This window comes from Pseudomonas sp. zfem003 (assembly GCF_032621675.1).
Classification (GTDB): Bacteria; Pseudomonadota; Gammaproteobacteria; order Pseudomonadales; family Pseudomonadaceae; genus Metapseudomonas; species Metapseudomonas otitidis.
In genome coordinates this window covers 235,487-250,938 of record NZ_JAVYJG010000012.1, presented here as the reverse complement: position 1 = coordinate 250,938, position 15,452 = coordinate 235,487, and the positions used below count along the sequence as shown (strand labels likewise).

The 15,452-nt window shown below is 68.7% G+C and carries 10 protein-coding genes; 8 read left to right on the top strand and 2 right to left on the bottom strand.

The window, feature by feature from the left end; genetic code table 11:
* Positions 1-62 precede the first annotated feature (62 nt).
* Both RTK35_RS27160 and RTK35_RS27155 read right to left on the bottom strand, forming a co-directional pair.
* Complete coding sequence (locus tag RTK35_RS27160) at positions 63-1,664, bottom strand: ABC transporter substrate-binding protein (RefSeq protein WP_316909423.1); 1,602 nt, start codon at positions 1,662-1,664, stop codon at positions 63-65.
* 214 nt (positions 1,665-1,878) lie between these two features.
* Entirely contained in the window at positions 1,879-2,595 is a 717-nt protein-coding gene (locus RTK35_RS27155; RefSeq protein WP_316909422.1) for an SIMPL domain-containing protein, read from the bottom strand.
* 260 nt (positions 2,596-2,855) lie between these two features.
* On the opposite strand from RTK35_RS27155, the gene RTK35_RS27150 reads away from it, so the two are divergent.
* From RTK35_RS27150 to RTK35_RS27115, 8 genes are all read left to right on the top strand, one after another.
* Complete coding sequence (locus RTK35_RS27150; protein WP_044409815.1) at positions 2,856-4,112, top strand: ATP-binding protein; 1,257 nt, start codon at positions 2,856-2,858, stop codon at positions 4,110-4,112.
* A gap of 22 nt (positions 4,113-4,134) precedes the next feature.
* On the top strand, positions 4,135-4,695 hold the full coding sequence (locus tag RTK35_RS27145; RefSeq protein WP_044409812.1) for a response regulator transcription factor: 561 nt from the start codon (positions 4,135-4,137) through the stop codon (positions 4,693-4,695).
* Between the two features lie 289 nt (positions 4,696-4,984).
* Positions 4,985-5,926, top strand: coding sequence for an AEC family transporter (locus RTK35_RS27140; RefSeq protein ID WP_160480108.1), 942 nt, complete (start codon positions 4,985-4,987; stop codon positions 5,924-5,926).
* 137 nt (positions 5,927-6,063) lie between these two features.
* Positions 6,064-6,855, top strand: a complete 792-nt coding sequence (locus tag RTK35_RS27135; RefSeq protein ID WP_316909421.1) for a YfaP family protein — start codon at positions 6,064-6,066, stop codon at positions 6,853-6,855.
* Between the two features lie 35 nt (positions 6,856-6,890).
* Positions 6,891-8,579: a DUF2138 domain-containing protein gene (locus RTK35_RS27130; RefSeq protein ID WP_316909420.1), complete on the top strand. Its 1,689-nt coding sequence runs from the start codon at positions 6,891-6,893 to the stop codon at positions 8,577-8,579.
* On the top strand, positions 8,579-9,217 hold the full coding sequence (locus RTK35_RS27125; protein WP_107329472.1) for a DUF1175 domain-containing protein: 639 nt from the start codon (positions 8,579-8,581) through the stop codon (positions 9,215-9,217). The genes RTK35_RS27130 and RTK35_RS27125 overlap by 1 nt, the downstream gene beginning before the upstream one ends.
* On the top strand, positions 9,214-13,794 hold the full coding sequence (locus RTK35_RS27120; protein ID WP_316909419.1) for an alpha-2-macroglobulin: 4,581 nt from the start codon (positions 9,214-9,216) through the stop codon (positions 13,792-13,794). Before RTK35_RS27125 ends, RTK35_RS27120 begins: the two co-directional genes overlap by 4 nt.
* Positions 13,795-13,796: 2 nt before the next feature.
* Positions 13,797-15,452 (top strand): DUF2300 domain-containing protein, encoded by a 1,656-nt coding sequence (locus RTK35_RS27115; protein ID WP_316909418.1) that lies wholly within the window; start codon positions 13,797-13,799, stop codon positions 15,450-15,452.

Below are 15,452 nucleotides of genomic sequence, written 5' to 3'. Positions count from 1 at the left end.
GAGGGCGCCCTGGGCGGGCGCCTGGTGTCGGGAGGGCGGGGCGTGGTGCCCCGCCTGCAGGGTTACTTGCCGACGCTCACGCCGTAGAACGAGTTGAGGGCGAACGGGCTGATCTTGAAGTCCTGCACGTTCTTGCGCATCGGCTGGTAGACCGTGGAGTGGGCGATCGGGGTGATCGGCACCTGGTCCTTGAGGATGTGCTGGGCCTGCTTGTACAGCTCGGTGCGCTGGGCCTGGTCGGGGTTGGCCTTGGCCTGCTTGACCAGCTTGTCGTAGTCGGTGTTGCACCACTTGGAGAAGTTGTTGCCGTCGATGGCGTCGCAGCCATAGAGGGTGCCGAGCCAGTTGTCCGGGTCGCCGTTGTCGCCGCTCCAGCCGATCAGCATGGCGTCGTGCTCGCCGCCCTTGGCGCGCTTGATGTACTCGCCCCATTCGTAGGTGACGATGCGCGCCTTGATGCCGACCTTGGCCCAGTCGGCCTGCAGCATTTCGGCCATCAGCTTGGCGTTGGGGTTGTAGGGGCGCTGCACGGGCATGGCCCAGAGGGTGATCTCGGTGCCTTCGGCGATGCCGGCGGCCTTGAGCAGTTCCTTGGCCTTGTCGGGGTTGTAGCCGGCGTCCTTGATGGTCTCGTCGTAGGACCACTGGGTCGGCGGCATGCCGTTGACGGCGAGCTGGCCGGCGCCCTGGTAGACGGCGTCGATGATGGCCTTCTTGTTCACCGCCATGTCCAGCGCCTGGCGCACTTCGAGTTTGTCGAAGGGCTTGTGGGTGACGTTGTAGGCGATGTAGCCGAGGTTGAAGCCCGGCTGGGACGGCATGTTGAGGTTGGTGTCCTTCTTCAGGGCCTCGAGGTCGGCGGGGCGGGGGAAGAGGGTGATCTGGCACTCGCCGGCCTTGAGCTTCTGCATGCGCACGGAGGCGTCGGTGTTGATGGCGAAGATCAGGTTGTCGATCTTCACGTCCTCGGGCTTCCAGTAGTCCTTGTTGCCGGCGAAGCGGATCTGCGCGTCCTTCTGGTAGCGCTTGAACACGAACGGGCCGGTGCCGATGGGCTTCTGGTTGAGGTCGGCGGCCTTGCCCTGCTTGAGCAACTGGTCGGCATACTCGGCAGACTGGATGGAGGCGAAGCTCATGGCGAGGTTCTGGATGAAGGCCGCGTCCACCTGGTTGAGGGTGAACTTGACGGTCATGTCGTCCAGCTTCTCGACCTTGGCGATGTTGGCGTCCATGCCCATGTCGGTGAAGTAGGGGAATTCGGTGGGGTAGGCCTTACGGAACGGGTGGTCCTTGTCGAGCATGCGCTGGAAGGTGAACAGCACGTCGTCGGCGTTGAGGGTGCGGGTGGGCTTGAAGTACTCGGTGGTGTGGAACTTCACGCCCGGGCGCAGGTGGAAGGTGTAGGTGAGGGCGTCGGGGGAGACGTCCCACTTCTCCGCCAGGCCGGGGATGACGGCGGTGCCGCCCCGCTCGAACTGGGTCAGGCGGTTGAAGACGGTCTCGGCGGCGGCGTCGAAGTCGGTGCCGGTGGTGTACTGGCCGGGGTCGAAGCCGGCGGGGCTGCCTTCGGAGCAGAACACCAGGTTACCGGCGGCGCTGGCCAGCGGTGCGCCGGCGATCAGCCCGGCAGCGAGAAGCGCTTGGATGACGGCGTTTTTACGCATTTTGACCTCATGTCTTGTTGTGTTCTTCATCGTGAGGGGCGCCCTCGTAAGGCGCCTCGCCCGAAACTATGCATGGCACATGCCCGAGGCAAGCCATGGTGGGACATGAGTGTAGAAGCTGTGGCGATGCTGTAAGGCGGTGTCGCAATTCTGCAAGTTCGCGACCGTTCGCAGCCTGGGGCCACCCGTTCGTGCGGGTGGCCCGGGCCCCGTGTCAGGGCATCTGCACCTCGATGACGCCATCGGCGGTGACGTTGACGCGGCTGGTGCCGGCTTCGATCTCCGGTGCCGGGGCGTCTTCGGCCATCATCATGCTGGCCTTGGCGGCGCGCATGGCCATCATCGGGCGCGGCTGGAAGCCGTCGCTGTTGAGGTTGAGGCTCACCAGCTTGTAGCCGGAGCCGCCCAGGGCCTGGGTCGCCAGTTGGGCGCGGGCCTTGAAGGCGTCGACGGCATCCTTCAGCAGGGCATCTTCGTTCTTCTTGCGGGTGGCGTCGGCGATGCTGAAGTCCATGCCGGCCATCTTCAGGCTGCCCATCAGGTCGGCGCTGAGCTGGGACAGCGCGGCGAAGTCGGCGCTTTCCAGGCGCACTTCGGCGCGCTCGCGCCAGCGGGTGATCTTCTGGCCCTTGTCGTCGTAGACCGGGTAGCTGTTGCGGCTGCCGAGGCTGACGGTGATGCCCTTGGTGGCGCGGGCCTTTTCGACGGCAGCGTTGAGGGTGCGGGTGATCTCGGCGGCCAGCTTGGCCGGGGCGCTGTTCTCGGATTCGCTGAACAGGGTGACGTGCATCAGGTCGTGGGCCACGTCCTGGCTGACCTCGGCACGCAGGGCCACCTGGTTGTAGCGTGCCTCGTCGGCCATGGCCGGTAGGCTGGCGAAGGCGGCGGTGGCCAGGGCGAGGGCGGCGGAGAGGCGGGTGATGGCTTGCATGTCGGCTCCTTGTGAGAGGCAGTGGGTGTGCGCGCGGTTTGCGGCAGTCAACAGGGTAGACGGGCGTTCCGTGCGGTCCGGGTTAAGACCGCAGGAATTTTTTTCGTTCGATCACGGCCTCGCCTTTCCACCGCTCTGGCACGCAGGCTGTGCAGTCGCGCTGTCCATGGTCCACCGCTGCGCAACGATGCGGCGAGTTGACGCATATCAGCGGTGTGCCAGGCGCCTTGGTTATACTCCGCCGAATTCTTGGAGTGCCCATGCTCGAACCCTTACACCACCTGTCCGCCAGCCGGCAGAACCTCCTGCGTCTGACCCTCATCCGTGTGCTCGTACTGGCCGCCCAGGCCGGTTCGGTGGGCCTTGCCTACCGCGCGCAATTGCTGGAACTGCCCTGGCTGGAGCTGTCGGTGACCCTGGCGGTGTCGCTGGTGCTCTGTGTGAGCACCACCCTGCGCCTGCGCGGCCCGTGGCCGGTCACCGAGCTGGAGTATTCGGTGCAGCTGGCCTGCGACCTGGTCATCCACAGCGTGCTGCTCTATTACTCGGGCGGCTCCACCAACCCCTTCGTTTCCTATTACCTGGTGCCGCTGACCATCGCCGCCGCCACCTTGCCCTGGGTCTACACCCTGGTGCTGGCGGGGCTGGCGCTGGCGGCGTACACCCTGCTGCTGGTGTGGTTCCACCCGCTGGAGATGCCGGTGGAGCAGCGCGAAGCGATGCTGATCTACGGCATGTGGCTGAGCTTTGCCCTGGCGGCGGCGCTGATCACCTTCTTCGCCGCCCGCATGACCGAGGAGCTGCGCCGCCAGGACCAGCTGCGCGCCGTGCGCCGCGAGGAGAGCATGCGTGACCAGCAGTTGCTGGCCGTGGCCACCCAGGCCGCCGGCGCCGCTCACGAGCTGGGCACCCCGCTGGCGACCATGAGCGTGCTGCTCAAGGAGCTGCGCCAGGAGTACGGCGACAAGCCGGCCCTGCAGGATGACCTGGCGCTGCTGCAGGAGCAGGTGAAGCTGTGCAAGGAAACCCTGCAGCAACTGGTGCGCGCTGCCGAGGCGGACCGCCGCCAGGCCGTGGTGGACCAGACCGCCGTGGAATGGCTGGAGGCGACCCTCAACCGCTGGCACCTGATGCGCCCGGAAGCCACCTACCGCTACCAGTGCCTGGGCGTTGGCCTGGCGCCGCGCCTGCGCCCACCGGCCGACCTGACCCAGGCCCTGCTGAACCTGCTGAACAACGCTGCCGACGCCTGTCCGGAGAAACTCGACATTCGTCTGGACTGGGACCATCAATGGATGGTGCTGAGCATCCGCGACCAGGGCGCCGGCGTTCCCCTGGCCATCGCCGAGCAACTCGGCCGGCCCTTCTTCACCACCAAGGGCAAGGGATTCGGCCTCGGCCTGTTCCTCAGCCAGGCCAGCGTGACGCGCGCCGGTGGCACGGTGAAGCTGTACAACCACGAAGAGGGCGGTACCCTCACCGAGCTGCGCCTACCCCGCAGCCACGGTGTCGCCTGAGCCCACCACGAGAGGACTCGACATGAGCGAAGAACCCCTGATCGACGGCGAAGAACAGCCCCACCTGCTGCTGGTGGACGACGACGCCACCTTTACCCGCGTCATGGCCCGCGCCATGAGCCGCCGGGGCCTGCGCGTGTCGGTGGCCGGCTCGGCCGACGAGGGCCTGGCCCTGGCCAAGGACGACCTGCCGGACTACGCCGTGCTGGACCTGAAGATGGAAGGCGACTCCGGCCTGGTGCTGCTGCCCAAGCTGCTGGAGCTGGACCCGGACATGCGGGTGGTCATCCTCACCGGCTACTCCAGCATCGCCACCGCCGTGGAGGCCATCAAACGCGGCGCCACCAACTACCTGTGCAAGCCGGCCGACGCCGACGACGTGCTGACCGCGCTGCTGTCCCAGCAGGCCGACGTGGAAAGCCTGGTGCCAGAGAACCCCATGTCGGTGGACCGCCTGCAGTGGGAACACATCCAGCGCGTGCTGGCCGAGCACGATGGCAACATCTCCGCCACCGCCCGCGCCCTGGGCATGCACCGCCGTACCCTGCAGCGCAAGCTGCAGAAGCGCCCGGTCCGTCGCTGAGACGGACGCAACGCGCTCCGTAGCCCGGGCTTCAGCCCGGGAGCGGAGTGGGCGACCAGCCCCGGACTGAAGTCCGGGCTACGCCTACGACACGGCACCTGCAGGGGCGACTTCAGTCGCCAGGCGGCGCGCAGCGCCGCCGCCCCACTGGCGCGAATTCAATCGTGATCGTGGAGCCAAGGATCGTTCAGAGCCCTCCGGTTTTTCTTCCCCTGAAAGCGTCCTGAAAGCCACTGGTGGCCGGGCCTTGGTATTCTTAGCCGCCTAACCAATCCCGCCCAGGCCCGTCATGTTCTCCGTCGTCCAGCAGATCCTCGGCATCACCGCCCCGGTGTTCTCCATGCTGTTCCTTGGCGTGTTACTGCGCCGCCTGGGCTGGATCGACGCTCCCTTCATCGACACCGCCTCCAGCCTGGTCTTCCGCGGCACCATGCCGACCCTGCTGTTCCTCGGCATCATCAAGGCGGACCTGAGCACCGCCCTGCAGCCCGCGCTCATCGCCTACTTCGTCGTCGCCACCCTGGGCTGCTTCGGCCTGGCCTGGCTATGGGCCCTCTGGCGCTGCCCGGAGGCGGACCGGGGCATCTACACCCAGGGCGCATTCCGTGGAAACAACGGCATCATCGGCCTCGCCCTGGCCACCAGCATGTACGGCGACTACGGCCTGTCGGTGGGCGGGTTGCTCGGGGGTGTGGTGATCCTCTGCTACAACACCCTGTCGTCCATCGTGCTGACGGTCTATGCACCGGGCATGCGCGCCGATCCCTGGAGCCTGATCAAGGGCGTGTTGAAGAATCCGCTGATCATCGGCGTGCTCGCCGCCATCCCCGTGGCCTACCTGCAACTGCCGCTGCCGGCCTGGCTGATCACCTCCGGCGAGTACTTCGCCCAGATGACCCTGCCGCTGGCGCTGATCTGCATCGGTGGCACCCTGTCGCTGGCGTCCCTGCGCGCGAGCGGCCGCCTGGCCATCAGCTCCAGCCTGATGAAGATGGTCTGGCTGCCGCTGCTGGCCACCGCCGGTGCCTGGGCCCTGGGGTTCCGCCAGGCCGAGCTGGCGATCCTCTTCCTCTACTTCGGCAGCCCCACGGCTGCCGCCAGCTTCGTCATGGCGCGGGCGGTGAACGGCAACCATGCGCTGGCTGCCTCCATCATCGTCATCACCACCCTGGCCGCCGTGGTGACCACCAACATCGGCCTGCTGAGCCTGCAGCTGCTCGGCCTGATCTAGGCCCGGTGCCCCGGCCTGCGGGGCTTTGGGCAAGCTGTATCAAAATGTGAGGCGCTTCCGACTCCTCGGTCCCGCGCGTTGCGTCTTGGCGTGGGGAGGGCTAGCATCGCGGCCTTTGCGCCATTAACGGATTAAACATGCGCGCCGTTTCGCTGCTCAGCCTGCTGCTCCTGGCCTCCCTTGTCTGGGCGGCCGAGCCGTCCGCGACGCTGGAGGGCCCCAGTGCTGGCTGGCGCTACGCCGGCCTGCTCGATCGCAGCGAAAACCCGGCGGTTGCCTACCCGACGCCGCCCATCGACCGGGGCGCACAGCGCAACCGCACCCTCATCGAAGGACGCCTGGCCAACATCGGCCACGTCCGCCCGCCGCACCGCCTGGTGGTCAACGGCAACCCACTGCCGCTCTACACCGATGACGCTGGACGTTTCGTCCGCCCGTACGCGTTCGGTGCCGGCTCCAACAGCGTCGAAGTGGTGTCTGGCGACGGCAAGTCGCTCAAGCGTGTGCAGTTCTACGAAGCCAACACCGGCCGCACCCCGGCGCGCCTGCGCGTGGTGCTCGGCTGGGACGATCCCAAGGCCGAACTCGACCTGCACATCGTCAGCCCCGACGGCCAGCACGCCTTCTGGGCCGACCCGGTGATGAGCAACGGCGGCGGCCTGGACACCGACAGCGTCGACGGCCCCGGCCCGGAAATGTTCACCATGGCCGCGCCCCTGCACGGCACCTACCTGGTGTACGTGAACTACTGGGGCAACTACGGCGCCAATGGCTACAACTTCGAAGCCGGCAGCAACCAGAACGAGGTCATCACGTCGCAGATCAGCCTGGTGTTCAACGAGAACACCGTGAACGAGAAGCGTGAGTCCTTCGTCGTGCCCTTGCGGGCCATCGGTGAGCTGGTGCTCGTCAAATCCTTCAACTTCTGATGTCCCGCCGCGTGGATGAACCGGGGTTTTTCACCATGAACCAGAACACCACTCCTGAAAGCGCCCGCACTGCCCTGGCGCGTCACCCGCGCGCTCTGGCCCTCGGCCTGCTGCTGCCGCTGGCGGCCGCCGGCCTGCTGGGGGGCTGCGACAAGCAGGAGCCGCGCGACCTGGCCGAACAGAGCGCCCTGGGGCTGGACCTCAAGCGCCCTGACGCCCTGATCGAAAGCGCCTCCCTCAGCCGCCTGCCCAAGGACATCCTCGCGGTGCCGCTGCTGCGCGACACCCTCACCGAGGACTTCGTCTTCTACTACCAGGACAACGCCGACCGCCTCGGCCTGGCCGGCAGCCTGCGTCGCATCATCTACGAGCACGACCTCAAGCTGCAGGACTCGCTGATCGACGAACTGCTCGACCAGCCCGCCGAAGTCGCGGCCTGGCGGGGTGCCGACGGCAAGCTCAAGCACGTGCTGGTGACCCTGCAGCGCGGCGGCCTGGCCCGCGTGCTGGAGCCCCTGGCCCACGCCGCCCTGGACGACACCCAGCTGAGCCAGGTGGGCGAGCTGCGGGTGGACGGCGACAGCGTGCCGCTCTACAGCCTGCGCTACCTGGGCGAGCGCTCGGTGCTGCTGGCCAGTCATGGCGACAAGCTGCTGGTGCTCTCTAGCCCCGGCATGCTGCTGGATGAATCCGGCAAGCTGGCCCGCGCCGAGACCGAGACGGTCGAAGGCCTGATGGCCGGCGACGATCCCTTCCCCGAGCGTTTCGGCCTCAAGGCCCGTGGCCAGGAGCAGCAGCGCATCGCCCTGGGTAGCGAATTCCTCGCCTTCGGCTACCAGCGCTTCCTGCCCAGCTTCGCCGGCCTGCGCTTCGAGATGGACGACAAGGGCTGGCGCAGTTACGTCGCCCTCAATGAGGTGGACGACCAGGCCAAGTTCGACTTCAAGCCCGTATGGCAGGCCATGCCCATGGGCGCCAGCGCCTGTGTCGCGCTGCCCGTGGCGCCGGGCGTGAATGCCCGCCTGCTGGACCGCGTCGGTGCCGGCAAGGAGGTCACCGAACAGCTCGGCAAGCGCCTCGGCACCACCGCCGGCCTGTGCTGGTACGCCGACTCCCGCCTGCATTCGCCGCTGCTGGTGGCCCACCTCGACGAGGCGGCCTCCGGCCAGATGGACCCGGCCATCGAAGGCCTGTTCGGCTCGGTGATCGGTGCCTTCGAACCCTATGCCGAAGGCGGCCGCTTCCCGCTGGAGAGCCAGACCCGTGGCGCCGCCCGCATCTGGGCCCGCGACGTCGGTTCCAACTTCGGCCAGTACCCCGCATCCCAGAGCGCCAACCCCGATGCCCTGGCCTCCCGTGGCTACTTCCACGTGAGCCTGGCGCGCCATGGCGACACCCTGCTGTTCTCCCTCGACGACAAGCTGGTGACCAAGGGCCTGGATACCCTCGACAAGCGCTTCCCGCCCCTGGGCGAGACCCTGCCCAAGGACGCTCTTGTGCCGGCCTACCTAGCCCCCGAAGGCCTGGCCAAGCTGCTGGAGCGGGAAACCCTTGACAGCCTGCCGAGCAACGACGAGCCGGTGTTCCGCAACGCCGCCGAAGCCCACCTGCTGCCCAAGCTGCGGGCCCTCGGTGGCCACGGCAAGTACGCCCTGGCACTGCCGGCCGACACCCAGGCCAGCGACCCGTGGGAATGGCTGCCCCTGGAATGGCGCTCCCTGTGATCCGTCGCCTGCCGTTCGGGCTGGCCGCGCTGCTGATGGCGTGGAGCCTGGTGCTGCGCGCCGACGAAACGGTGGGGCTCGACCCCGAGCAGTCCCAGGTGTTCCGCGCCTGGTTCGTGCGCATCGCCCAGGAGCAGCTGCGTCAGGGCCCGAGCCCGCGCTGGCACCAGCAGGATTGCGCCGGCCTGGTGCGCTTCGCCGCCAACGAGGCGCTCAAGGTCCACGACGCCAAGTGGCTGCGCGCCAATGGCCTGTCCAACCGCTACCTGCCGCCGGAGCTGGAACTGAGCGACGCCCAGCGCCAGCTCGCACAGAACTGGCAGCAGGGCGGTGGCAAGGTCGGCCCCTACGTCAACGCCATCAAACTCATTCAGCACAACAGCCGGTTCGCCGGCCGCGACCTCAACCAGGCCCGTCCCGGCGACCTGATCTTCTTCGACCAGGGTGATGACCAGCACCTGATGATCTGGATGGGGCGGGAAATCGCCTACCACACCGGCACCAGCACCCCGACCGATAACGGCATGCGCTCCGTCAGCCTGCAACAACTCATGAAATGGAAGGACACCCGATGGATCCCCGACGAATCCAACCCCAACTTTATCGGCATCTATCGACTGAACTTCCTCGCCCGATGAACGCCAGCCCCCTGCGCCGTGCGGCGCGCCTGTCCGCTGCCGCGCTGATGGCGCTGGTACTGCCCCTGGCCCTGCCGGCGCTCACCCAGGCCGAGGACGAGGTGCCGGCCAGCGGCTACACGCCCCTGGCGGGCGAGTCCTTCTTCCTGCTCTCCGACAGCAGCTTCGCCACCGATGAAGTGGCCCAGGTACGCCTGGAGGCTCCCGGCCGTGACTACCGTCGTTACCGGATGGAGGAGTACGGCGGCGTCGACATCCGCGTGTACCGCATCGAGAACCCCCTCGACTTCCTCAAGCGGCAGAAGAACCTGCACCGCGTGAGCACCGAGGGCGACTTCAAGGGCGAGGGCCTGTCCAACACCCTGGCCTACCTCTGGGACAACTGGTACCGCAAGTCGCGTCGGGTGATGCAGCGGGCCTTCTCCTACGAGTCGCGCAAGCAGGTCACCGAAGAAGCCCCCGAACTGAGCATGGGCGAGGCCATCCGCCAGCCCACCGAGTTCACCCCGCAGGTGCAGTACGCGCCGCTCAAGGGCATGCCGATGGTGGCGCAGTTCCGCTACCCGCTGTGGCAGGCCAAGCCCATCGAACCGCCGAAGGGCGTCGAGCTGGCCGGCTCTTCCAGCCAGTTCACCAGCACCCAGCCGGGCAACGTCTACATCCCCCTCGGCAAGCTCAAGCCCGGCCTGTACCTGACCGAAGCCATCGTCGGCAAGTACCGCGCCACCACCGTGGTGTTCGTCTCCAACACCGTGGCCGTGAGCAAGATCGCCGGCAACGAGCTGCTGGTGTGGACCGCCCGCAAGCATGAAGGCACGCCCGTGGCCGATGCCAAGGTGCTGTGGAGCGACGGCCTGGGCGTGATGACCAGCGGCACCACCGATGCCCAGGGCCTGCTGCGCCTCGGCCACGGCAGCCCCGAGCGCTCCTACGTGCTGGGCGAGGACGCCGAAGGCGGCGTGTTCGTCTCCGAGAACTTCTATTACGACAGCGAGATCTACGACACCAAGCTCTACGCCTTCACCGACCGCCCGCTGTACCGCCCGGGCGACTGGGTCGAGGTGAAGATCGTCGGCCGCGAATTCAAGAACGCCCGCGACTCGGTCGCCCCCACCGCCGCGCCGCTGAAGCTCAGCGTGCTCGACGCCAACGGCACCGAGCTGCAGACCCTGGACCTGGCACTGGACGGCCAGTCCGGCACCCAGGGCCGCTTCCAGCTGCCGCGCAACGCCGTGGCCGGTGGCTATGAACTGCGCTTCCGCTACCGCGACCAGATCTACAGCAGCGCCTTCCGCGTGGCCGAGTACATCAAGCCGCACTTCGAAGTGTCGCTGGACCTGGCCAAGCCGGACTTCCGCACCGGCGAGCCGGTGAAGGGTGCCCTGGTGCTGCTCTACCCGGATGGCAAGCCGGTGGCCAACGCCCGCCTGCAACTGAGCCTGCGCGCCCAGCAGCTGTCGATGATCGACAACGAACTGCAGTACCTCGGGCAGTTCCCGGTGGAGCTGGAGAGCACCGAGCTCACCACCGACGCCCAGGGCCGTGCCGAACTCAACCTGCCGGCCGCCGAGAAGCCCAGCCGCTACCTGCTCACCGTGTTCGCCAGCGACGGCGCCGCCTACCGCGTGCGCACCAGTAAGGAGATCCTCATCGAGCGCGGCGCCGCCCGCTACGCCCTCACCGCGCCGCAGCGCTTCAGCAGCGCCGGCGAGTCGGTGCACTTCAGCTTCCGCAGCGAGCGCCCGAGCGACCTCAAGCCGGCCCGCTACGACTGGGTCCGCCTGGAAGACCAGAGCACCCAGGGTGGCACCCTGGCAGGCGGCAGCGACGGCTTCGACCTGAAGTTCGAGCGTCCCGGCACCTACAGCATCACCCTGAAGGACGACAAGGGCCTGATCCTCGGCGCCACCGGCCACTCGGTCAGCGGCGACGGCGTGAAGTCCGTGGCCGGCACCATCGAGATCGTCCTCGACAAGGCCGAGTACAAGGCCGGCGAGGAAGCCCTGGCGCTGATCACCTTCCCCGAGCCGGTGAGCGATGCCCTGCTGACCCTGGAGCGCGACAAGGTGGAAGCCACCGCGCTGCTGTCCAAGGGCGGCGACTGGCTGAAGCTGGAGCGCCTTTCCGACACCCAGTACCGCGCGCGCATTCCGGTGGGCAAGACCTTCTCGCCCAACATCACCTTCTCCGCGCTGTACACCCGTGGCGGCGACTACAGCTTCCAGAACGCCGGCATCAAGGTGGCCACGCCGCAGATCGACATCGAGGTGGTGGCCGACAAGGAAGTGGCCCGCCCGGGTGACACCGTCACCGTCGAGCTGACCACCCGCTACGAAGGCAAGCCCACCGCCTCGCGCCTCACCGTCAGCGTGGTGGACGAGATGATCTACGCGCTGCAGCCGGAGATCGCCCCGGGCATCGACCAGTTCTTCTACCACCCGCGCCGCAACAACGTGCGCACCAGCGCCAGCCTCTCGTTCATCGCCTACGACCTGGCCCTGCCCGGAAGCACCACCGCGCCCGGCCGCGCCAACCGCAGCGACCGTGGCGTGAAGGTGCTGGAGCGTCCGCGCCGCGAGGACGTGGACACCGCCGCCTGGCAGCCGGACCTGGTCACTGACGCCAACGGCAAGGTGCGCTTCAGCTTCCGCGTGCCGGACTCCCTGACCCGCTGGCGCATTACCGCGCGGGCCATGAACGCCGATGGCCAGGTGGGCCAGAAGCGCCAGTTCGTGCGCTCCGAGAAGCCGCTGTACCTCAAGTGGAGCGGCCCCACCAGCTTCCGCAAGGGCGACCGCCCGACCCTCGGCCTGTTCGCCTTCAACCAGGGTGAAGCCGGTTCCAAGGCCGAGCTGGTGACCCGTTACGCCGGCCAGGAACAGCGCACCACGGTGGAGCTGGCCAAGGGCATCAACTACCTGCCGCTGACGGTTCCTGCCGTGGCCGAAGGGGACTTCCACGCCGAACTGGTGCGTGACGGCCAGGCCGTCGATGCCCTCGACGTGGCCCTGCACCTGGCCGCCGACGGTTGGCCGAGTGCCCAGAGCAAGAGCCTGGTGGCCTATGCCGGCAAGACCGAGCTGGGCCTGCCGGCCGATGCCAGTGCCATCCGCCTGCGCCAGGACGAAAACGGCCAGGCCCTGTTCCGTGGCGCCCTCGACGACCTGCTCGCCTACCCCTATGGCGGCGTCGAGCAGACCGCCAGCCGCCTGCTGCCGCTGGCCGTGGCCTACCCGACCCTGGCCCAGGGCGAGCGCCGCGTGAGCGACCGCCTGCGCCTGGTCATGCAGACCGGCCGCCTGCGCCTGGTGCAGATGGCCGGCCCGGAAGCGGTGTTCACCTGGTGGGGCGACGAGGCCGATGCCGACGCCTTCCTCACCGCCTACGCCTACTACGCCGACTGGTACACCAGCCGTGCCCTGGAGGTTCAGCTGCCGCCGGACCACTGGCAGCGCGTGCTGGACACCTACGCCGCCCAGGCCCCCAACACCCCGCTGCTGCAGCGTGCCCTGGTGCTGGCCTTCGCCCGCGACATGGGCCTGCCGGTGAACACCCTGATGGAAGGCCTGATGGCCGACCTGGCCGCCGCCGGTGACGGCGAGGACGTGCCCGAGGTGGACGACGGCCGCGCCAGCCTGGTGATGGCCGCACCGGAGTCGTCCCTCGGCCTGGCGGCTGCCCGCGTGCTCACTGCCGGTCTCGCCCGTCAGCTGCAAGTCCGCGTGCCGGCTGCACTGGACGCCCAGCTGGGTGCTGCCCGCGAGCGCCTGTCCGCCAGCCAGCAGCCCTTCGCCGAAGCCCTCGGCCTGTACCTCAATGGAGCCGACCCGGTGCGTGCGGCCGCCCTGCTCAAGCGCCTGGCGCCGGGGCAGTCCACCGTCGAGCGCGCCCTGGCCCTGACCTGGCTGCAGCGCAGCCTGGACAAGGCCGGCCCGGACCTGGCCATCGCCCCGCAAGGCGACTGGCAGGCCCGCGAAGGCGACAGCGGCGAACGCTACTGGCAGTGGCATGGCCAGGGCGTGCCCGCCACCCTCGACCTGCCGACCGACCTGGCCCACCCGGTGGACGTGCGCCTGGATTACCAGAGCGCCCAGGCTGCCGGCGCGGGTGCCGCACTGCCGGTGGAGATCAGCCGCCGCCTGCTGCGCCTGGTGCCGGGCAGCGAGCCCTTCACCTTCAAGGCCGAAGAGGCCAAGCCCGGTGACATCTCCAGCGACGCCCTCTACCTGGACGAAGTGGTGCTGAACGCCCAGGCCGGCCGCGCCCTGCGCTACGGCCTGCTGGAAGTGCCGCTGCCGCCCGGTGCCGATGTCGAGCGCACCACCTGGGGCATCCAGGTCTCCGGTCTGGAAGGCGAGGAAGCCTCCGCACTGGAGAAGGCCCGCAACGAGCCGGGGCAGATGGTCTACGCCGTCCCGGTGGATCGTCTGGAAGGTGCCCTGGTGCTGCGTCACCTGGTGCGCTTCTCGCAGAAAGGCGAGTTCCAGCTGCCGCCGGCGCGCTACGTCCGCCTCTACGCGCCGCAGGAGCAGGCGCTGGAGAGCGAACCGGCGCTGGGACAGATCAAGGTCGATTGAGATTGACCAGGGGCCTGCGCGTGGCCGCTGCGCTGCTGGCGCTGGCGGCCCTCCCGGTGGGGGCCGCCGAGGCGCCCCTCGCCCTGGCTTGGCGTACCCCGGCCGGTAACGAACTGCTCGAACTGGACCGCAGCCGCGTGCTGGCGCACGGTCCCTTGCCCGCCGAGCGCCAGGCGCCCCTGGGCAGCCTGTGGAAACTCTTCGTCTACGCCTACCTGGTGGACCGGCAACAGCCGGACCCCGGCTACCAGTGCCTCGGCCACGACCGTGACGAGGTGTATTGCTGCAACCCCGGCGAACGCATCGACCGTGACCAGGCGCTGGTGAAGTCCTGCGGCCTGTACTTCGACCCGGCACGCCTCGGGGTGACCCCGGATGACTGGTCCCGCTACTGGCAGGCACGCAGTGCCCCGGCCTGGCTGCAACGCCTCGATGCGCTGAAGCCCGAGGCGCGGGTCCCGGTGGCCGACCTGCTGGCCCAGCTGCAGACCCTGCCGGCCCAGGACGAGGCCCGCCGCGTGCTGCTCGACGTGCCGCTCCAGGCCCGTGATGCCGGCGTGCTCGCCACCCTGGGCGCGCGCCTGCGGGTGAAGACCTGGAGCTGGCTCGCCGACGCCGATCCCCAGGCCCGCCAGGGCGGCTTCGCCGGCTGGCTGAACGACGGCACGCCGGTCTGGGCCGGCGGCCCCGGCACCAGCCAGCGCGTTCTCGGGCAGTACGCCGAGGTGCTCGAACGCACGTTGCCGGTGAGCTGGCCCCGCGAGCCGGGCAGCTGCGTGGAGGTGCGCCTGTTCAGCCGCTATCCGCTACGCGAGGTGAGCCTTGCCGGCCAGTCCACGCCTGTGGCGCCCGGTGCCCTGCGCGGGCGCTACCAGGTGCTGTTCGAGAACGGCAACCGCCTGGACATCGAAAGCCAGGGCGAGCTCTTCCTCGAACGCCGTGACGACGGCCTGGCGCTGACCGCTCACCTGGAGCGCGAGGACTACGTGGCACGCGTGCTCGACCGCGAGGCGGCACCCGAACCCGCCGAGGCCGCCAAGGCCCTGGCCGTGGCAGTGCGGACCTACCTGGTGCAGAACGCCGTGCGCCGTGGCGAGTGCCTGGTCATCGACGACAGCAGTTCCAGCCAGCGGGTCGCCCCCCGCCCGGCTTCCGCTGCCAGTCGCACCATCGCCGCCTGGACCGCCGACCTGGTGCTGGCTGGCAGCACGGTGACCTACCACAGCGAGCGCGCCGGCCCGGATCGCCTGTCCTGGCAGCAGGCCGTGACGGAGGCCAAGGAGGGCGTGCGCTACGACAGCATCCTCGCCCGTGCCTTCCCCCGCGCCAGCCTCAGCCGCTGGGACAAGCCCGTGGCAGCCTGCCAGGCCCTGCCCAACGCCGAGGACTGGCTGCGCCGCCAGCGCCGCGAGTGGCGCCCGGTGCTGGATGCCGAGCCGGGCTACGCTGAAATCCCGCAGTTCTCGGTGTGCCGCCTGGCCTCCGGCCGACCCCATGTCGACCGTGAGCGGCGGCGCATCTTCGTGCGCGGCCTGTTTTCCCTGCAGGACCGCCTCGACCTGACCCACGAATACCTGCACCTGGCCTTCGAAGCCCACCCCAACGGCCAGGACGAAGCCTACGTCGAGCGGCTCGCCCGCCAACTGCTACTGGAATGA